This window comes from Sphingomonas sp. (genome assembly GCF_017304615.1).
Taxonomy (GTDB): domain Bacteria; phylum Pseudomonadota; class Alphaproteobacteria; order Sphingomonadales; family Sphingomonadaceae; genus Sphingomonas.
Genome location: NZ_JAFKLZ010000001.1, coordinates 268,831 through 287,550, shown reverse-complemented (window position 1 = coordinate 287,550; position 18,720 = coordinate 268,831). Strand labels below are relative to the sequence as shown.

The following is an 18,720-nucleotide window of genomic DNA, read 5'->3' as shown; positions in this document are numbered from 1 at the left end:
CTTACCAGACATGGACGCGGTCTTTGGGGTCCAGATAGCGCTTATCGCCCGGCTTGACGTCGAACGCGCCGTACCAGGCGTCGAGGTTGCGCACCGTTTCCGTCCGCAGGAACGCCAGCGCATGGACATCGGTCGCAACGCGCGCACGGATCGAGCGTTCGCGCATCTTGGTCCGCCAGCTCTGCGCGAAGGCGAGGAAAAAGCGCTGGTCGCCGGTCAGCCCGTCGATCACCGGCGACGGCTTGCCGCCGAGCGACGCGTGATACGCCTCGTACGCGGCGGTGAGGCCGGCGGTGTCGGCGATGTTCTCGCCAAGCTCCTGCTCTCCCTTCGCGAACAGGCCGGGCAGCACTTCGTACTTATCATACTGATCGGCAAGCGCCTTGCCCGACGCCTCGAACCGCGCGAGATCGGTCGGCGTCCACCAGTTGCGCAGGCGGCCGGTCGAATCGAAATCAGATCCGAGATTGTCGAAGCTGTGGCTGATCTCGTGCCCGATGACGGCGCCGATCGCGCCGTAATTGGCGGCGTCCTCGAACCCCGCGTCGTAATAGGGCGTGTACAGGATCGCGGCCGGGAAGTTCAGCGCATTCTGCAGCGGCAGATTGACCGCGTTGACCGTCTGCGGCGTCATCCACCACTCGCCGCGGTCGGGCGTCTTGCCGATCTTGCCGATCTGGTAGCGATATTCGGACAGCCGCGCGCGCTGCGCGTTGCCCAGCGGGTCGGTCGCGCTGACCGCGTAATAGGGTCGCGTCGGCCAGACGTCGGGGTAACCGATCCCGACCTTCAGCACCTGGAGCTTCTTGCGCGCCTCCGCCTTGGTCGCCGGCGCCATCCAGTCGAGCGCGACGATACGGCGGTCGAACGCGGCAACGATGTTCTTGACCATCGTGTTGATCGCCGCCTTCGACGACGCCGGGAAATATTTCGCGGCGTAGATCTTGCCGACCTCGACGCCCAGCGCGCCGTTGACCGCGCTGATCGACCGTTTGTCGCGCGGACGTGGTGCCGCGGTCCCGTTCAACTGCTTGCCGTAGAAGTCGAACGACGCGGCGTCGAACGCCTTGGGCAGCACCGAGGTATATTGGGTGATCTGGTGGAAGGCGAGCCAGTCCTGCCACGACGCCATCGGCTCGCTGGCGACGAGCGCGGCGAGCTTCGTCGTCGTGGCCGGGTTCCAGTTGATGAAGTCCTGCTGCCTGGGCAGCCCCGCCGCGGTCCAGAACGCGTTCCACTCGATCCCCGGCGCCTTGACGGCGAAGTCGGCGCGCTTCCACGGATTGTTGCCCATGTGCGCGTCCTGCGCGGTGACGATGTCGGTCTGGGCTTCGGCGATCTTCATCTCGAGCGCGAAGACGCGGTCGGCGCGGGCCTGCGCGTCGCTCATGCCGGCCAGCGAGAACAGCTTCGCGACATAGGCCTTATAGCCTTCGCGCACCTCGGCCATGTCCTTGGTCGACGACAAGTAATAATCGCGGTCGGGCAGCCCGAGCCCGCCCTGCATCAGGTACGGCACGTTGACCGTCCCGCGGTTCAAGTCGCCGCCGACGAACAAGCCGAACAGGTTGCTGGTCGAGGCATAATTGTTGTTGTTGAACGGGTCGGTATCGGACCGCAGGTTGGCACCGAGCATCGCCGACAGCTGCGCCTTGGTCTTGAGCGCCGCGATCTTGGCCAGCATCGGCTGGATCGGCGCGGTCCCGCGCGCTTCGATCCCCGCGGTGTCGTTGTACGCCGCATAATAATCGGCGATCCGCTGCAGGTCGGTGCCGGCCTTGGCCTTGGCCGACCCGGCGTTCTGGATGATGTCAGCGGTCCGCGCTTCCGCCACCTTCGACACGTCGAGCCCGACCCCGATCGAAGAGCGGTCGGCCGGGATTTCGGCGGTCTTCAGCCACACGCCATTGGCATAGGCGTTGAAGTCGTCGCCCGGCTTGACATTGGTGTCGATCAGCGACCGCTCGACGCCCGATTTGGTTCCAGCGACAGCTTGCGCAATCGCGGGCGATTGCCAGACGGCGACACCGCCGGCGGTGGGGGCGAGCAACATGGCGGCGAGAACGGAACGCTTCATCGGGAAACCCTCTCCTGAACGGGTGTATGACCGAGTCGCTACACTAACATGCCGAGCGGTTCCAGCGCTTCCCAATGCAGTGATGCGCGGCTAGGCAGAAGGTCATGAGCGCCCCCGTCCTCGACACCAAGCTGTCCCCAGACAACGAACAATTCCGCAGCAACGCGGCGCACAATCGCGCGCTGGCCGAACGGCTTCGCGGCGATGTCGCGCAAGCCGCGCTGGGGGGCAACGAGAAGAGCCGCGAGCGGCACAAGGCGCGTGGCAAATTGCTCCCGCGCGATCGTGTCGAGCGGCTGCTCGATCCGGGCTCGCCGTTCCTCGAGATCGGCCAGCTCGCCGCATGCGACCTCTACGACGGCGACGTGCCGGGCGCGGGCATGATCGCGGGCGTCGGTCGCGTGTCGGGGCGGCAAGTGATGATCGTGTGCAACGACGCCACGGTAAAGGGCGGCACCTATTACCCGATGACGGTCAAGAAACATCTCCGCGCGCAGGAGATCGCCGAACAGAACCGCCTGCCATGCATCTACCTGGTGGACAGCGGGGGCGCGAACTTGCCGCATCAGGCCGAGGTGTTCCCTGACCGCGACCATTTCGGGCGCATCTTCTTCAACCAGGCCAACATGTCGGCCAAAGGCATCCCGCAAATCGCGTGCGTGATGGGCAGCTGCACCGCGGGCGGCGCGTACGTTCCGGCGATGAGCGACGAGAGCGTGATCGTCCGCAACCAGGGCACGATCTTCCTCGCCGGGCCGCCGCTGGTGCAGGCCGCGACAGGCGAAGTGATCAGCGCCGAGGATCTGGGCGGCGGCGATCTCCACGCGCGCAAGTCGGGCGTGGTCGATCACCTCGCCGAGAATGACGAACACGCATTGACGATCGTGCGCGACATCGTCTCGACCTTGCAGCCGCAGACCGGCGCCGACGTGAACCTGCGCGAGCCGCGGCCGCCAAAGTTCGCCGCCGAGGATTTGTACGGCATCATTCCGCAGGACGTCCGCGCGCCGTACGACGTGCACGAGATCATCGCGCGATTGGTCGACGGCAGCGAGTTTCAGGAGTTCAAGGCGCTCTACGGGTCGAGCCTCGTGTGCGGCTTTGCGCATATCTGGGGCATGCCGGTCGCGATCCTGGCGAACAACGGCGTCCTGTTCAGCGAAAGCGCGGTCAAGGGCGCACACTTCATCGAACTCGCGCAGCAACGCCGCATCCCGTTGCTGTTCCTCCAGAACATCTCCGGCTTTATGGTCGGCGGCAAGTATGAGGCGGAAGGCATTGCGAAACATGGCGCGAAGCTCGTCACCGCCGTCGCGACCGCGACCGTGCCCAAGATCACCGTGCTGATCGGCGGCAGCTTCGGCGCGGGCAATTACGGCATGGCGGGCCGCGCCTATTCTCCGCGCTTCCTGTTCACTTGGCCGAACAGCCGGATCAGCGTGATGGGTGGCGAGCAGGCGGCATCGGTGCTGGCGACCGTCCACCGCGACGCCGCGACCTGGACGCCCGAACAGACCGAAGCCTTCAAGCAACCGATCCGCGACGATTATGAAGCGCAAGGCAATCCGTGGCATGCCACCGCCCGGCTGTGGGACGACGGCATCATCGATCCTGCGCAGACTCGCGACGTCCTCGGCCTCGCCTTCGCCGCGACGCTCAACGCCCCAATCCCCGAGCGCCAGAGTTTCGGCGTGTTCCGGATGTGAGGATGAAGACGACGCGCAAATTTCACATCGCCGCTGCGACCATTTTGCTCGCCAGTATCGTTACGCCAGGCGTGTCTGCGACGAAACGCACGGTACTGCCCCCGCCACTGCTACCCCTCAGCGAGAAGGACATGACGACCGGCGAGAGCGGATGCGAAACGTCGATCAGCCAGGGCAACGACACCTTCATCTACATCATCAACCAGACTTTCATTCTGCGCACCGCATCCGGCGCGAAGGGTCTACAGGTCTGCCGCCCGGCCGACGTTCAGGACTTCGAGAGTGGCGGTGTAACGGTGAATTGCGGTGCGCGCCGGCTCAGCATGCGACCGGTCGGCAAGACGAAGAGCCACGAGGAAGCCGACAGCGTCGAAGGCAGCGGGATACTGACGATGAGCGACGGCACCCACAGCCGCCAAGTCAAGGTTAGCTGGGGTACCGCGTGTTGAGGAGAGTATGATGCCGATTCTGATCGCCCTCGCGCTCGCAGCCGCCGCGCAATCGAGCGACAAGCTGCCGCCCGCCAATCCCCTGCCCCCGCCCACGTCGGAAGAAGGACAGGTGCTGGCCCCGATCGAAGCGGTCTTCGCCGCGTTCGAAAGCGGCGATGCCGTGGCGATGCTCCGCTACGTTTATCCCGACGGGCGCGTGACGGCGGCCAGCGACAGGGGCGTTCGGCGCATGAGCTTCAGCGAATTCGCGGCTCGGGTGAAGCCCGACGCCACTTTCCAGGAACGCATCACCGACCCGGCAATCGACATCGACGGCGACATCGCGATGGTCTGGGCTCCGTTCACCGTGCGCGTCGGGGGCAAGATCACCAGCTGCGGCATCGACCATTTCGATCTGATTCGCGAAAGCGGCGTGTGGAAGATCATGAACATCTCCTTCTCGTCGCGCACGACGGGATGCCCCGCGCAGTGATTTCCTCGCTCCTCATCGCCAATCGCGGCGAGATCGCTTGCCGCATCATCCGTACCGCGCGCGCCATGGGCATCCGCACCGTCGCGGTCTATTCGGATGCCGACGCCAACGCGCTGCACGTCCGCCAGGCTGACGAAGCGGTGCATATCGGGCCGTCGCCGGCGCGCGAGAGCTATCTGGTGGGCGACAAGATCATCGCTGCGGCCAAGGCCACCGGGGCGGAGGCGATCCATCCCGGTTATGGCTTCTTGTCGGAGAATGCCGACTTCGCGCAGGCAGTGCAGGATGCCGGCCTCATCTGGGTCGGCCCCAACCCGGCCAGCATCCGCGCGATGGGCCTGAAGGACGCCGCGAAGGAGTGGATGATCGCGGCGGGCGTGCCGGTAACGCCGGGCTATCTGGGCGAGGATCAGCGACCCGATCACCTCAAGGCCGAAGCCGATAAGATCGGCTATCCCGTGCTGATCAAGGCCGTCGCGGGCGGCGGCGGCAAGGGTATGCGGCGAGTCGATGCCGCGGATGACTTCGCCGACGCGCTCCTGTCCTGCCAGCGCGAGGCCGCGTCGAGTTTCGGCGACGACCGCGTGCTGATCGAGAAATACATCCTCTCGCCGCGCCACATCGAGGTGCAGGTGTTCGGCGACAGCCACGGCAACGTCGTCCACCTGTTCGAACGCGACTGTTCGCTGCAACGCCGCCACCAGAAGGTGATCGAGGAAGCCCCCGCCCCCGGCATGGATGCCGAGACGCGCGAAGCAATTTGTGCTGCGGCAGTCCGCGCAGCAAAAGCAGTCGACTATGTCGGCGCGGGCACGATCGAATTCATCGCCGACGCGAGCGAGGACCTGCGCGCCGACCGCATCTGGTTCATGGAAATGAATACCCGGCTGCAGGTCGAGCATCCGGCGACCGAGGAAATCACCGGCCAGGACCTGGTCGAATGGCAGTTGCGCGTCGCGTCGGGCGAGCCGTTGCCGAAAACGCAGGATGAGCTGAGCATCGACGGTTGGGCGGTAGAGGCGCGGCTCTATGCCGAGGATCCGGCCAAGGGGTTCCTACCCTCGATCGGCCGGCTCGAGGAGTTTTTCTTACCCGATACCTTACGTATCGAAACAGGAGTCGAAGAGGGCGGCGAGGTTTCCCCTTTCTACGATCCCATGATCGCGAAGCTGATTGCAAAGGGCGCGACGCGAGCAGCCGCTTTAGACAGGTTGATCAATGGCTTGAAACTCATTGCCGTTTGGCCCGTACGCACGAATGCCGGGTTTCTGTGGCAATTGCTGTCAGAGGACTCCGTCCATGACGCCGATTTCGATACCGGACTGATTGCACGATTAGGCGATCAAGTTACGCAGCCGCTCCCCGCCGACCCCGAGCATTTGAAGCAAATTGCGGCGATGCTGTCTGCAACGCCCGGGCGGGGTCCGTGGGCACGGCTGACTGGACTCAGGTTGAACTCGCCTGATCGAGCCGTTGCAGAATTGGTTGACGATGGCGGCCAGCGATATTCAGTTCCGTTGACAGATGTGCCTGATGACGAACCCGGCGACTTCGCTAATGTCTTTGCCAACGCATTCCCTCGGCAGTTCATGATTTTTCGAGCATCCAGTGGGTCAAGCGGCGCGTCTGGCGACGGCGCGATCCTGGCACCGATGCCGGGCCGCATCATTGCGGTCGACGTCGCGGCGGGCGACGTCGTGACCAAGGGCCAGAAGCTGCTGACGCTCGAAGCGATGAAGATGGAGCACGGCCTGGTCGCGCCGTTCGACGGCATCGTCGCGGAACTCAACGCGGCGGCCGGCGCGCAGGTCCCAGTCGACGCGCTGCTCGTTCGGATCGGGAAAGCCGATGGCTGAAACCGAGCAGGTTGCGATCGATCTCACCGATCGCATCCTGACGATCACGCTCGACCGCCCGGCGGTGATGAACGCGTTCACCGCGCAGATGATGCGGGAAATGGTCGCCGCGTTCGACCGCGCCGATGCCGATGACGAGGTCCGTGCGGTGATCGTCACGGGCAGCGGCGATCGCGCCTTCTGCGCCGGTGCGGACCTGTCGAGCGGCGCAGCGACGTTCGACTATGCCAAGCGCGGCAACGATTTCGGCCAGGCCAGCTCGCCGCTGCGCCCCGACGGATCGGTCGATTACGACCATCCCGGGGTGCGCGACGGCGGCGGGATGCTGAGCTTGCGCATCTTCCAGTCGAAGAAGCCGGTGATCGGCGCGATCAACGGCGCGGCCGTCGGGATCGGCGCGACGATGACGTTGCCGATGGATTTCCGCCTCGCCGCCGACACTGCGCGGTTCGGCTTTGTGTTCGCGCGGCGCGGGATCGTGCCGGAAGCGGCGTCGAGCTGGTTCCTGCCGCGCCTCGTCGGCATCTCAACCTCGCTCGACTGGTGCTATTCGGGGCGGCTGGTGTCAGCGGTCGAGGCGCAGCAAGCGGGACTGGTGCGATCAGTTCACGCGCGGGGCGACCTGATAAGTGCTGCACGCGACTTTGCGCAGCAATTGACCACGCAATCCGCACCGGTGTCGGTCGCACTGACGCGAGCAATGATGTGGCGGATGATGGGCGCGGCGTCGCCGATGGACGCGCACCGGCTCGACAGCCGCCTGGTGTGGTCGCGCGGATCGAGCGCCGATGCGAAAGAGGGCGTCGCGTCGTTCCTCGAAAAGCGCGATGCGGACTATCCCGACAAGGTTTCCAGCGACTTGCCGTACTTTTCGCCGTGGCTGGATGAACTCGAGTGGTGACGTATCGCGATGCGACCGAGAACGACCTGTCGACGATCGTGCGGTTGCTCGCAGAGGATCAGATCGGTGGGCGCAGGGACGACCCCGGCCCACCGCTCGACTCGGTTTATGCTGCAGCCTTTGCTGCGATCCAGGCCGATCCCAACCAGCGCCTGATCGTCGCCGAGATCGACGGCGCGATGATCGGCACGATGCAGCTCAGCTTCCTTCCCGGCCTGCTCAATCGTGGCGCGTGGCGGGGGCAGATCGAGGCGGTCCGCATCGCCGCCGACCGCCGCGACCAGGGACTGGGCGAGCAACTGATCACCTGGGCCATCGAGCGCTTCCGCGAGCGCGGCTGCTACATGGCGCAGCTCACGTCGAACAACGATCGCATCGCGGCGCATCGCTTCTACGAACGGCTCGGCTGGCAAAAGAGCCATGCCGGGTTCAAGCTCTACCTGACGGAGACCCACTGATGCCGGGCAAATTCTTCGACGAATGGAGGGTCGGCGAGACGATCGAACACCCCCTGCGCCGCACGGTGACCGAGACCGACAACCTCCTTTGGTCGACTATGACGCACAACCCGCAGCCGCTCCACCTCGACGCCGAGGCCGCGAAGGCCAGCGAGTTCGGCCGCATCCTGGTCAATGGCACCTTCACGTTCAGCCTGATGGTCGGGATCACCGTCGCGGAGACGACGATGGGCACTTTGGTCGCGAACCTGGGCTACGACAAACTGGTGATGCCCAAGCCGGTGTTCATCGGCGACACGCTCCACGCGACGAGCGAAGTGACCGAGCTTCGCGAAAGCAAGTCGCGGCCGAACGCGGGGCTGGTGACGTGGAAGCACCAAATGCACAACCAGCGCGACGAAGTGGTGTGCGAGTGTCTGCGGACGGCGTTGTTGTTGCGGAGAGCGGCGTGATGGCAAACGACGCCGTCGGCTGGCTGATGAACTGGTATAGATCGCATTGCGACGACGACTGGGAGCACAGCTACGGAGTGACGATCGACACGATAGATAATCCGGGCTGGAGCTTGAAGGTAGACTTGGCCGATACAGAACTCGACGGTCGAACCTTAGCGGAAGTAACTCACAATTATGAACACGACTCCGATTGGTGGATGTGTCGAACCGAAAACAACAAGTTCGTCGGCGTAGGCGGACCGCTCCATCTTGAGTCGTTAATTTACCAATTCAAACGTTGGGCAACGGGCGCGTCAGTCAGACCGTAAAACTCTCCCCGCACCCGCATTCGCCCTTGGCGTTGGGGTTCTGGAACACGAAGCCCGCGGCGAAGTCGTCCTCGACCCAGTCCATCGTCGATCCGACCAGATACAGGATCGACCCGCCGTCGACGTAGAGCGTGCCGCCGGGCGTCTCGATCTTCTCGTCGAACGGCTTGGCGTCGGTGACGTAATCGACCGAATAGGCCAGCCCCGAACAACCGCGGCGCGGGGTCGACAGCTTGACGCCGATCGCCCCTTCCGGCGCCTTCGCCATCAACGCGGCGATGCGCGCCTCCGCGTTCGGGGTCAGGATCAGCGCGGCGGGGCGCGGGCGCAAGGTCGTCGCCATCACAGCATCCCCAGTTCGAGCTTGGCTTCGTCGGACATCTTCGCCGGGTCCCAGGGCGGGTCCCACACTAGATTGACGTCGGCGAAGGCAACCCCCGGCACGCTGGCGACGCGCAGTTCGACCTCGGCCGGCATCGATTCCGCGACCGGGCAATGCGGCGTGGTCAAAGTCATCGTCACCGCTGCATGGCCGTCGTCGGTCACCTCGACGCCGTAAATCAGCCCGAGGTCGTAGATGTTCACCGGGATTTCGGGATCGTAGATTTCCTTGAGCGACGCGATGATCGCTTCGTAGAGTTCACCCCCCGGCTCGCCGCCAGCCAGCGGTTCGGGCTTCTGCGCCAGGAACCCGGCGAGATAGTCGCGCTTGCGCTCGAACGTCTCACTCGCACCCTCGACGCGCGCCTTGGGCGGCGCCTCCACGGCGTCCACTTCTTCCACGGCAATCTTGCGTTCCCCAAACTCTTCGATGCTCATCCGAAGATCCTCGTCACTCGTTCCACGCCCGCCGCCAATGCCTCGACATCGGCCAGCGAATTATAGACCCCGAAACTCGCCCGCGCGGTCGCGGGCACGCCGAGCATCTCCATCAGCGGCTGCGCGCAATGGTGCCCGGCGCGGATCGCCACCGATCCTTCGTCCAAGATGGTGGCGACGTCGTGCGGATGCACCCCCTCGACCGCGAAACTGACGATCCCGGCGGCATCGGCGGGACCGAACAGCCGCACCGAATTGATCTGGCCCAGCCGCTCGCGGGTGGCGGCGACGAGCGCGGTCTCGTGCGCGTGGATGCGATCGAGGCCGATGCCATCGACATAGTCGATCGCGGCGTGCAGCCCGACCACCCCGACGATATGCGGCGTTCCCGCCTCGAACCGGCCTGGCGGCGGGGCATAGGTCGTCTTGGCGAATGTCACGCGATCAATCATCGACCCGCCGCCCTGATACGGCGGCATCGCGTCGAGCAAGTCGTAGCGTCCCCACAGCACGCCGATCCCGGTCGGACCGTAAAGCTTGTGCCCCGAGAATATGTAGAAATCGCAGCCGATCGCGGCGACGTCGACCGCCATCCGCGGCACCGCCTGGCACCCGTCGAGCAGGATCTTCGCGCCGACGCTGTGCGCGATCGCGGTCGCACGCGTCGCGTCGAGCACCGAGCCGAGCACGTTCGACACATGCGCCAGCGCAACCAGTTTGTGCTGCGGCGTGATCATCGCCGCCATCGCGTCGAGATCGATCCGTCCGTCCTCGGTCAGCGGCACGACGTCGATCGTGGCGCCGACGCGTTCGGCCGCCATTTGCCACGGGACGATGTTCGAATGATGCTCCAGCGCCGAGAGCAGGATGCGGTCGCCCGCCTTGAGTTGCTCGCCAGCCCAACATTGCGCGACCAGGTTGATCGCCTCGGTCGCGCCGCGCACGAACACGATCTCGCGTTCCTCGCCGCCGATGAATTGGGCCACCCGCCGCCGAGCCGCCTCATAAGCCAGCGTCATGTCTGCCGATCGCTGATACACGCCGCGATGCACCGTCGCGTAGGTCTCGCCATAGGCGCGGTTGATCGCGTCGAGCACCGGCCGCGGCTTCTGGGACGTCGCCGCCGTATCGAGATATGCCCAACCCGCCGGGATCGCCGGAAAATCGGCGAGCACGTCGAGGGGACGGGTATCAGCGAGCACGCTCACAATATCCGCTCCAGCGCCGCCTGCGCGACCGCCTCGACGCCATCGCGCTGCACGTCGTTCTTGATCCCGTCGAACACGCTGCCGATGAATGCGCGGAGCAGCATCGCCTTGGCGTCGGCGGGCGCGATGCCGCGGCTTTGGAGGTAGAACAGCGCATTCGCGTCCAGCTCGCCGACCGTCGCGCCGTGCGCACACTTTACGTCGTCAGCGAAGATTTCGAGTTCCGGCTTGGCGTTGGCGGTCGCGGTGCGGGTCAGCAGCATCGCCTTGACCGACTGGCCGGCATCGACCTTCTGCGCATCGCGCGCCACCGCGACCTTGCCGAGATAGGATCCGGTCGCCTTGCCGCCCAACACCGTGCGGACGACCTGGTTGCTGGTCGCGTTGGGCTCGACATGGTTGAGCGTGGTTACGATCTCCAGCGTCTGGTCGCCCCCGCCGATGATCGCCCCGGCGAGTTCGAAATGCGAGCCCTCGTGGCACGTCACGTCGATCGCCACGCGCCCGAACTTCCCGCCGATGTTGAGCACGCTGAAGATTGCCCGCGCGTCGCGTTCGAGGATGACGACGAAATCGTTCACCGCGACCGCATCGGCGGCCGCATCCTGCACGATCAGCCGCGCGATCTCCTCGCCCGCCGCGACACGGATGACTTCCGGCCCGGCGACCGGCCACGCCCCGGCAAGCGCGTCGAGGTCGCTGTACCGCCACGCCTCGTCGCGGCGCGTAGGGAGCGCGAGCAAGGTCACGCCGCCACCGCTCCATAGCCTTCGCGTTCGAGTTCGAGCGCCAGTTCCGGCCCGCCCGACCGCGTGATCCGCCCGGCCTCTAGCACGTGGACGAAATCGGGCCGCACGTAATCGAGCAGCCGCTGGTAATGCGTGATCAGCACCACCGCCTTGTCCGCGCTACGCATGATCCGGTTGATGCCGTCGCCGACCACGCGCAGCGCGTCGATGTCGAGCCCGGAGTCGGTCTCGTCGAGCACCGCCAGCTTCGGCGCGACGATCCCCATCTGCACCATTTCGTTGCGCTTCTTCTCGCCGCCCGAGAAACCGACATTGACCGGCCGCTTGAGCATTTCCGCATCCATCGACAGCGCCGCCGCCTGCTCGCGCGCAACTTTAAGGAAATCGCCGCCCGACAGTGCCGTCTCGCCGCGCGCCCGGCGCTGGCTGTTGAGCGCCTCGCGCAAAAACTGGACGTTCGACACGCCGGGGATTTCGACCGGATATTGGAACCCCAGGAACAACCCCGCCGCGGCGCGCTCGTGCGGTTCCATTTCCAGCAGATCGGCGCCATCGAACGTCACCGATCCCGCGGTCACCTCATAGCCCGGCCGCCCGCCGAGCACATAGCCCAGCGTCGATTTGCCCGCGCCGTTCGGCCCCATGATCGCGTGCACCTCGCCCGCATTCACGGTCAGGCTCAAGCCCTTCAGGATTTCCTTGCCGTCGATTTCGGCGTGGAGGTTCTCTATCTTCAGCATCTTATTTCTCGGTCCCGCGGCCAGCGCACTGCGTCAGATATTGCTGGCGGAAGTAATACATCATGTCCTGTTCGAGCCGGTCGAGCGTGCGGAGGTCGTCCAGCGCGCGCTGACGGTCGTCCAGCGCCTCGCGCGCCAGCGTCAGCGCGGCTTCGGTGTCGCCGGTCTTCTCGCCCGAATGCAGCTTGCGCCGCCGCTCGGCGAAATCGCCCCGCGCCGCCGCGATCGCGCGCTGTTCGGCATAGGCGTCGATCAGGAAGGTCGAGTGCCGCGCGATCGTGTCGGTGACCGTCTTGGTCACGACCGCGCGATCGCACTTCGCGACCGCCTTGCTGAGCGCGTCGAAATCGGTCGGGTCGGCCGTCGTCGCGGCGGTAAGGGCGAAGGCGATCATAATATGACTTCAGACCCTCGGCTTCTTCATCACGAACTCATTCTTCGTCTCGCTCACCGGCGCGCCGTTAACTTCAAGGCGCTTTGGCTTCGGGATGGGCATGCTGCCATCGGCACCCGTCGCACAGCCAGCATCGCCCCAGCTGTCCGCAGCAGCGTGCCCGCCGCAATGACCACCCCCGTCGCAACCATGACCGTCCATCATCCGACGCTCCCTTCCAAGGAAATCCCCAGCAGCTTCTGCGCTTCGACAGCGAACTCCATCGGCAATTGCTGCAGCACTTCGCGCGCGAAGCCGTTGACGATCAGCGCGACCGCCGCTTCCTGGTCGAGCCCGCGCTGCATCGCGTAGAACAGTTGATCCTCGCTGATCTTCGACGTGGTCGCCTCATGCTCGATCTGCGCCGAGGGGTTGCGCACTTCGATATATGGCACGGTATGCGCGCCGCAGCGGTCGCCGAGCAGCAGGCTGTCGCACTGGGTGAAGTTGCGCACGCCCTCCGCGCCCGGCGCCACGCGCACCAGCCCGCGATAGGTGTTCTCGGAGCGCCCCGCCGAAATCCCCTTCGACACGATGGTCGACCGCGATCCCTTGCCGTTGTGGATCATCTTGGTGCCGGTGTCGGCCTGCTGGAAATTGTTGGTGACCGCGACCGAATAGAATTCGCCGACGCTATTTTCGCCGTTCAAGATGCAGCTGGGATATTTCCAGGTGATCGCGCTGCCGGTCTCGACCTGCGTCCACGACACCTTGCTGTTCCGGCCCTGGCACAGCGCGCGCTTGGTGACGAAATTATAGATCCCGCCGCGACCATTTTCGTCGCCCGGATACCAGTTCTGGACGGTCGAGTACTTGATCTCGGCATCGTCGAGCGCGACCAGTTCGACCACCGCCGCGTGGAGCTGGTTCTCGTCGCGCATCGGCGCGGTGCAGCCTTCGAGATACGACACGTACGCACCCTTGTCGGCGACGATCAGCGTGCGTTCGAACTGGCCGGTATTCTCGGCGTTGATGCGGAAATAGGTGCTAAGCTCCATCGGGCAGCGCACACCCTCCGGAATGTAAACGAACGTCCCGTCGCTGAAGACCGCGCAATTGAGCGCCGCGAAGTAATTGTCATGCGGCGGCACGACCTTGCCCAGCCATTTGCGGACGAGGTCGGGATATTCGCGGATCGCTTCGCTGATCGAGCGGAAGATGACGCCCGCCGCCTCCAGTTCCTTGCGAAAGGTGGTCGCGACGCTGACCGAATCGAACACCGCATCGACCGCGACCTTGCGCGCGCCCTCGACGCCGGCGAGCACCTTCTGCTCCTCGATCGGGATACCGAGCTTTTCGTAAACCTTCAGGATCTCGGGATCGACCTCGTCGAGGCTTCCCAGCTTCGGCTTCACCTTCGGCTCGGCGTAATAATAAGCGTCCTGGTAATCGATCGGGTCGACGTTGAGCTTCGCCCAGTCAGGCATCTCCATCGTTAGCCACAGCCGATACGCCTTCAGCCGCCAGTCGAGCATCCATGCGGGCTCGTTCTTCTTGGCGGAAATGAAGCGGACAGTATCCTCGGACAGGCCCTTTGGCGCGAACTCCTGCTCGACTGGCGAGGAGAAGCCCCATTCGTACGTCTTGTTCGCGGCGGCATGCGCCTCGGCGTTCTTGGTGGCCATTATGCAACCGCTCCCGCTGTGCTCCGGCGAAGGCCGGAGCGTTGGGAAGAAAGAACGTCGCTATGTTCGCCAGCGCTCCGGCCTTCCCCGGAGCACGGGTTAGCTAAGGACGCCAACGAAACCCCCGCCAGCGCCCCGCGCACCGCGCCGTTCACCGCGTTCCAGTGGGGCTTCACCTTGCAGCTATGCTCGACGCAACAATCGTGCGCGCCGTGATCGACGCACGCGGTCATCGCGATCGGCCCCTCGATCGCCTCTACGATGTCAGCCAGCGTGATCGTCGCGGGTGGCCGCGACAAACGAAAGCCGCCACCGGTGCCGCGCTGGCTCTCGATCAGCCCCGCGGCGCTCAGCTTGCTCACCAGTTTCTGCACAGTCGGCAACGGCAGCCCGGTCTCGTCGGCCAGGCTCGTCGCGTTGAGGCGACCGATCCCCCCGCAATGCCGCGCGGCGGCGGACATCATCACGACCGCATAGTCGGCAAGGCTCGAAAGGCGCATTTGTAGTTAGCCCTAGGCGCAACAAAGCAGACTGTTGCGAACGGTTCTCAAATCAGATCAAATCGATCTGATTGGCAGATGGGCGCGCTAGACGGCGCCGTCAACCCGATTCCGGGCCTAGGTCTCGGAAATCAGCGACTTCACCTGCCCGCCGAGTGCAGTGCGCTGGGCGACGGTGATCGCCGCAAGCGCGGTCGGCTCGTCGCGAATTTGCTTGGGGGTCAGACCGGTGAACTGTTTGACCTCGCGAATCAAATGCGACTGGTCGTAGAAACCATGCCCGATCGCATCGTCGAAGCTCAGATCGTACCCCCGCATCGCGACCGCCGCGCGCAACGCGCGGAACTTGCGCGCCAGCAGCTTGGGGGGCGCACCATAGATCGCGTTGCACTTGCGCTCGATCTGACGCCGCGACAGCCCGGTCGCGCTGATCAGATCATCGATCTCGGGCGATCGGCTGTTCTCCAGCCAAGCATCGACTTGCCGCGCGAACCGCACCATGTCGGGGCACGCGCCGCCGACGAATTCGCGAAGCAGCGCAGCCCCGATCGCCGCCATTTCGTCGAAATCGCGCGCCGCCTGTAGTCGCGCGCGCGCCTCCAAAACCCGCAAACCGAGCACCGCGGCGCCGTCGAGCATGCGGTTGAGCGCGTTCGACGCGTCGCCGCCCATCATCGCGCCCCAGCCGCCTGCGGTGATACCCCAGCCGAACAGCCGGATCGGCCCTTGCGCACGCACCTTGAACGCCGTGCTGGTCGGGCCGATGATATGGACGAACGGCGCTTGCTGTACCGTGCCGTCGGGGAAATGATATTCGGCGGGGCCGTCGTCGAGACGGAACCGCATCTGCGCGTGATCGGCGCGCTCCATATCCTCGAACACCGCCAAATCGGTGTAGAAGTAATAGAATAGGGTTGCGTAGTCGGCAACATCGGGTCCGGGAACCCGGTAGTCGAGCCCAATATCACTCACGAAAGATGCGCCCCTTGTTCTGCTTTCGTGATGTCGCTTTTATACGATTTTTCTTGGGCAGACCATAAAAAATCGGCCCGGCCTTCCGAGGAGGGCCGGGCCGTCGAGGGAAAGAACCCCTCCCAGGGCCCTTCGGGTCGCAGGTTTCGTCTAGGCAGCACTTGCCGAGTCGTATTGGACGGATTCGCCGTTTTGCGAATTTCTCGCACCGGTGCCATGGCGGGACATGGCCTTCTTGCTTAAACCTTTCCTGTTCGCGATCGACGCCGAAAGGGCGCACGGATTGACCATCGATCTGCTCGCAGGTTGGGGGGCGGCGGGGACGCCGCTGGCGGTTCGGCCGCCATCGCTGCCGATCACCGTCGCCGGGCTGACCTTCGCCAATCCGCTGGGACTGGCCGCCGGCGCGGACAAGGACGGAAAGGCGATCGACGGCTTCCTGGCGCTCGGTTTGGGGAGCGTCGAGATCGGCACGCTCACCCCCCTGCCCCAGCCGGGTAACCCCAAACCGCGCCTGTTCCGGCTCGCTCAGGATCGCGCGGTGATTAACCGCATGGGGTTCAACAATGGCGGCCTCGCCGCCGCTTTGCCGCGAGCGAAAACGGCCAGGCGAAAGGGCGTGCTCGGCATCAATGTCGGCGCGAACAAGGATGCGGCCGACCGCATCGCCGACTACGAAACCGGAGTCACCGCCGCCGCGCCCGTCGCGGACTATGTGACGATCAACATCAGTTCTCCCAACACGCCGGGGTTGCGCGACCTTCAGCACGGGCCGGCGCTCACCGACTTGCTCGCGCGGGCGGCGGCGGCGCGCGGTACCACGCCGCTGTTCCTCAAGGTCGCGCCCGATCAGGAACCTTCGCAGATCGACGAGATTGCCAAGGCCTCGATCGACGCGGGAATCGATGCACTGATCGTGGGCAACACCACCGTCAGCCGCCCCCCGCTCCGCTCCTCGAACGCCGGCGAACAAGGCGGCCTGTCGGGCGCCCCGCTCGCCGGCCTCGCCGCGCAACGCTTGAAGGATTTTCGTACCGCGACCGGCGGCAAGCTCCCGCTGATCGCAGCGGGCGGGATCGACAGTGGCGCGGAGGCCTATGCCCGCATTCGCGCGGGGGCGAGCCTGGTCCAGCTTTACACGGCGCTCGTCTATGGCGGCCCAGGCCTGCCCCGCTGCATCCTTCGCGACCTCGCTTATTTTCTCGCGCGCGACGGGTTCGCAAGCGTAGCGGATGCCATTGGCGCCGGGTGACGTAGCGTCTTGCCACTCCGGCCCACATCTTTAGGGTCGCGGACCATGAAGAAGCTCCTCCTCGCCGTCGCTCTGTTGTTCTTTTCGCCCGTCGCCGCATCGGCGCAGGGCGTGGTGTCGTCTGCCGATCCGCGCGCGTCGGCTGCCGGTCAGGAAATCCTGCGCAAGGGCGGCAGTGCGGCCGATGCGGCGATGGCGATGATGCTCGCGCTGACCGTGGTCGAGCCGCAAAGCTCCGGCATCGGCGGTGGCGGGCTCTTCGTCTATAATGACGGCAAGACCGGCATGGTCTCGACCGTCGATGGACGGGAGACCGCGCCGATGGCGGCGACGCCGCAACGTTTCGTCGGTCCGGACGGCAAGGCGCTGCCGTTCATCAAGGCTTTTCCGGGTGGCAAGTCGGTCGGCGTGCCTGGCAACATCCGGCTGATGGCGATGGCGCATGCGCGCTGGGGCAAATTGCCGTGGAAGGACCTGTTCGCCCCCGCGATCCGGCTCGCGGAGGAAGGGTTCGTCGTCAACGACCGGCTGAACGGATCGATCGCGATGGTATCTCCGCTGTGGAAGGATTTCCCGGCCGCCGCCGCGCTATACCTGCCCGGTGGCAAGCCGTTGCCCGTTGGCACGACGTTCAAGAACCCCGAGCTCGCGGCACTACTCAAGAAGCTCGCCGACCAGGGACCGGAAGCTTTCTATTCGGGTGCCAACGCGCAAGCGATCGTCGATGCCGCAACCGGCAGCTCGGTTGCGCCGAGCGACATGACGCTCGCCGACCTCGCCGCCTATCGCGCCAAGGAGCGCCCGCCGGTTTGCGGCACCTATCGCACCTACAAGATCTGCGGGATGGGCCCGCCCTCGTCGGGCGCGACGACCGTGCTCGGCATTCTCGGCATGCTTGAACGCTTCGACATGAAGAAGCTGGGGAAGGATTCGCCCGTCGCCTGGCACCTGATCGGCGAGGCGATGGAACTGGCCTATGCCGATCGCGAGAAATATCTCGGCGACGGCGATTTCATCGACGTGCCGGTCGCCGGGCTGATCGACCGGGCCTATCTGAAATCGCGCTCGAAGCTGATCTCGCCAACGCGCACGCTCGCCAAATACGAAGCCGGCACGCCTCCCGGCGCGCCGCAGCGCACCGCAGCCGTCCAGAATGAGGTGCCCGGCACCACCCATTTCGTTGCGATCGACAGCGACGGCAACATCGTCAGCATGACCTCGACCGTCGAGGGGCCGTTCGGCAGCCAGTTGCTCGCCAATGGCTTCGTCCTCAACAACGAGCTCACCGACTTCACGCTCGCGCCCGAAAGGGACGGCAAGCCCGTCGCCAACCGCGTCGAGCCGGGCAAGCGGCCGCTCAGTTCGATGTCGCCGACGATCGTTTACGACGCCAAGTCCGGCAAGCCGGTGTTCGTGGTCGGCGCAGCGGGCGGCAAGACGATCATCATGCAAGTGACGAAGGCGATCATCGCCCGGCTCGACTGGGGCATGGAACCGCGCGACGCGCTCGGCCTCGGCCTCATCTATTTCAACCAGGACGGCCTCATCCTGGAACAGGGCACCGAGCTCGAAAAGTTCAAGGCCCCGCTCGAAAAGCTGGGCGCTAAGGTCACGATCGCCAAGCTGGGACTGAAGGCCAACGCCGCCGCGTGGGAAAACGGCAAATGGGTCGGCGCCGCCGATCCGCGCAGCCCGGGCGTCGCACTCGAACAATAAACAGGCGCAGCCGAAAACGGC

Annotated in this window: 21 protein-coding genes; 10 read left to right on the top strand and 11 right to left on the bottom strand. The window is 65.1% G+C overall.

What is annotated here, in order from left to right:
* Position 1 precedes the first annotated feature (1 nt).
* Positions 2–2,077 (bottom strand): M13 family metallopeptidase, encoded by a 2,076-nt coding sequence (locus J0J06_RS01495; protein WP_294039592.1) that lies wholly within the window; start codon positions 2,075–2,077, stop codon positions 2–4.
* A 104-nt stretch (positions 2,078–2,181) separates the two neighbouring features.
* Here J0J06_RS01495 and J0J06_RS01490 point away from each other — a divergent pair, with 104 nt between their 5' ends.
* Genes J0J06_RS01490 through J0J06_RS01455 form a run of 8 tightly spaced genes read left to right on the top strand, consistent with a single transcriptional unit; the run spans position 2,182 to position 8,685 of the window.
* Positions 2,182–3,783, top strand: coding sequence for a carboxyl transferase domain-containing protein (locus J0J06_RS01490; protein ID WP_294039591.1), 1,602 nt, complete (start codon positions 2,182–2,184; stop codon positions 3,781–3,783).
* Positions 3,784–3,785: 2 nt separating this feature from the next.
* Positions 3,786–4,232 carry a hypothetical protein gene (locus J0J06_RS01485; RefSeq protein ID WP_294039590.1) on the top strand — a complete coding sequence of 149 codons (447 nt, stop codon included), beginning with the start codon at positions 3,786–3,788 and terminating at the stop codon, positions 4,230–4,232.
* 7 nt (positions 4,233–4,239) lie between these two features.
* Positions 4,240–4,707, top strand: a complete 468-nt coding sequence (locus tag J0J06_RS01480; protein WP_294039589.1) for a nuclear transport factor 2 family protein — start codon at positions 4,240–4,242, stop codon at positions 4,705–4,707.
* The gene (locus J0J06_RS01475; RefSeq protein ID WP_294040797.1) at positions 4,704–6,563 is read left to right on the top strand and encodes a biotin carboxylase N-terminal domain-containing protein; all 1,860 of its coding nucleotides are present in this window, start codon (positions 4,704–4,706) and stop codon (positions 6,561–6,563) included. The genes J0J06_RS01480 and J0J06_RS01475 overlap by 4 nt, the downstream gene beginning before the upstream one ends.
* A complete protein-coding gene (locus J0J06_RS01470) occupies positions 6,556–7,464 on the top strand; it encodes a crotonase/enoyl-CoA hydratase family protein (RefSeq protein WP_294039588.1) in 909 nt (302 codons plus the stop codon). The genes J0J06_RS01475 and J0J06_RS01470 overlap by 8 nt, the downstream gene beginning before the upstream one ends.
* On the top strand, positions 7,458–7,922 hold the full coding sequence (locus tag J0J06_RS01465; protein ID WP_294039587.1) for a GNAT family N-acetyltransferase: 465 nt from the start codon (positions 7,458–7,460) through the stop codon (positions 7,920–7,922). The genes J0J06_RS01470 and J0J06_RS01465 overlap by 7 nt, the downstream gene beginning before the upstream one ends.
* Positions 7,922–8,374 (top strand): MaoC family dehydratase, encoded by a 453-nt coding sequence (locus J0J06_RS01460; protein WP_294039586.1) that lies wholly within the window; start codon positions 7,922–7,924, stop codon positions 8,372–8,374. Before J0J06_RS01465 ends, J0J06_RS01460 begins: the two co-directional genes overlap by 1 nt.
* Positions 8,374–8,685, top strand: coding sequence for an immunity 53 family protein (locus J0J06_RS01455; protein ID WP_294039585.1), 312 nt, complete (start codon positions 8,374–8,376; stop codon positions 8,683–8,685). Before J0J06_RS01460 ends, J0J06_RS01455 begins: the two co-directional genes overlap by 1 nt.
* Here J0J06_RS01455 and J0J06_RS01450 read toward each other — a convergent pair.
* The 10 genes from J0J06_RS01450 to J0J06_RS01405 all read right to left on the bottom strand — a co-directional run bounded on the left by J0J06_RS01450 (position 8,675) and on the right by J0J06_RS01405 (position 15,731).
* Positions 8,675–9,028, bottom strand: coding sequence for an iron-sulfur cluster assembly accessory protein (locus tag J0J06_RS01450; protein ID WP_294039584.1), 354 nt, complete (start codon positions 9,026–9,028; stop codon positions 8,675–8,677). The two genes, J0J06_RS01455 and J0J06_RS01450, sit on opposite strands and share 11 nt — an antisense overlap.
* Positions 9,028–9,504 carry an SUF system Fe-S cluster assembly protein gene (locus tag J0J06_RS01445; protein WP_294039583.1) on the bottom strand — a complete coding sequence of 159 codons (477 nt, stop codon included), beginning with the start codon at positions 9,502–9,504 and terminating at the stop codon, positions 9,028–9,030. Before J0J06_RS01445 ends, J0J06_RS01450 begins: the two co-directional genes overlap by 1 nt.
* On the bottom strand, positions 9,501–10,712 hold the full coding sequence (locus J0J06_RS01440) for a cysteine desulfurase (RefSeq protein WP_294039582.1): 1,212 nt from the start codon (positions 10,710–10,712) through the stop codon (positions 9,501–9,503). The genes J0J06_RS01445 and J0J06_RS01440 overlap by 4 nt, the downstream gene beginning before the upstream one ends.
* Positions 10,709–11,461 carry a SufD family Fe-S cluster assembly protein gene (locus tag J0J06_RS01435; protein WP_294039581.1) on the bottom strand — a complete coding sequence of 251 codons (753 nt, stop codon included), beginning with the start codon at positions 11,459–11,461 and terminating at the stop codon, positions 10,709–10,711. The genes J0J06_RS01440 and J0J06_RS01435 overlap by 4 nt, the downstream gene beginning before the upstream one ends.
* Positions 11,458–12,201 carry a Fe-S cluster assembly ATPase SufC gene (gene sufC, locus J0J06_RS01430; protein WP_294039580.1) on the bottom strand — a complete coding sequence of 248 codons (744 nt, stop codon included), beginning with the start codon at positions 12,199–12,201 and terminating at the stop codon, positions 11,458–11,460. The genes J0J06_RS01435 and sufC overlap by 4 nt, the downstream gene beginning before the upstream one ends.
* Position 12,202: 1 nt before the next feature.
* Complete coding sequence (locus tag J0J06_RS01425; RefSeq protein ID WP_294039579.1) at positions 12,203–12,595, bottom strand: hypothetical protein; 393 nt, start codon at positions 12,593–12,595, stop codon at positions 12,203–12,205.
* A gap of 9 nt (positions 12,596–12,604) precedes the next feature.
* Positions 12,605–12,799 (bottom strand): hypothetical protein, encoded by a 195-nt coding sequence (locus J0J06_RS01420; RefSeq protein ID WP_294039578.1) that lies wholly within the window; start codon positions 12,797–12,799, stop codon positions 12,605–12,607.
* Positions 12,796–14,259: a Fe-S cluster assembly protein SufB gene (gene sufB, locus J0J06_RS01415; RefSeq protein ID WP_294039577.1), complete on the bottom strand. Its 1,464-nt coding sequence runs from the start codon at positions 14,257–14,259 to the stop codon at positions 12,796–12,798. Before sufB ends, J0J06_RS01420 begins: the two co-directional genes overlap by 4 nt.
* Positions 14,259–14,759, bottom strand: a complete 501-nt coding sequence (locus J0J06_RS01410; RefSeq protein WP_294039576.1) for an SUF system Fe-S cluster assembly regulator — start codon at positions 14,757–14,759, stop codon at positions 14,259–14,261. The genes sufB and J0J06_RS01410 overlap by 1 nt, the downstream gene beginning before the upstream one ends.
* 117 nt (positions 14,760–14,876) lie before the next feature.
* A complete protein-coding gene (locus J0J06_RS01405) occupies positions 14,877–15,731 on the bottom strand; it encodes an AraC family transcriptional regulator (protein ID WP_294039575.1) in 855 nt (284 codons plus the stop codon).
* A 226-nt stretch (positions 15,732–15,957) separates the two neighbouring features.
* Here J0J06_RS01405 and J0J06_RS01400 point away from each other — a divergent pair, with 226 nt between their 5' ends.
* Together J0J06_RS01400 and ggt are read left to right on the top strand one after the other, a co-directional pair.
* The gene (locus tag J0J06_RS01400; protein ID WP_294039574.1) at positions 15,958–16,983 is read left to right on the top strand and encodes a quinone-dependent dihydroorotate dehydrogenase; all 1,026 of its coding nucleotides are present in this window, start codon (positions 15,958–15,960) and stop codon (positions 16,981–16,983) included.
* 45 nt (positions 16,984–17,028) lie between these two features.
* Complete coding sequence (gene ggt, locus J0J06_RS01395; RefSeq protein WP_294039573.1) at positions 17,029–18,699, top strand: gamma-glutamyltransferase; 1,671 nt, start codon at positions 17,029–17,031, stop codon at positions 18,697–18,699.
* The last annotated feature ends 21 nt before the right edge of the window (positions 18,700–18,720 follow it).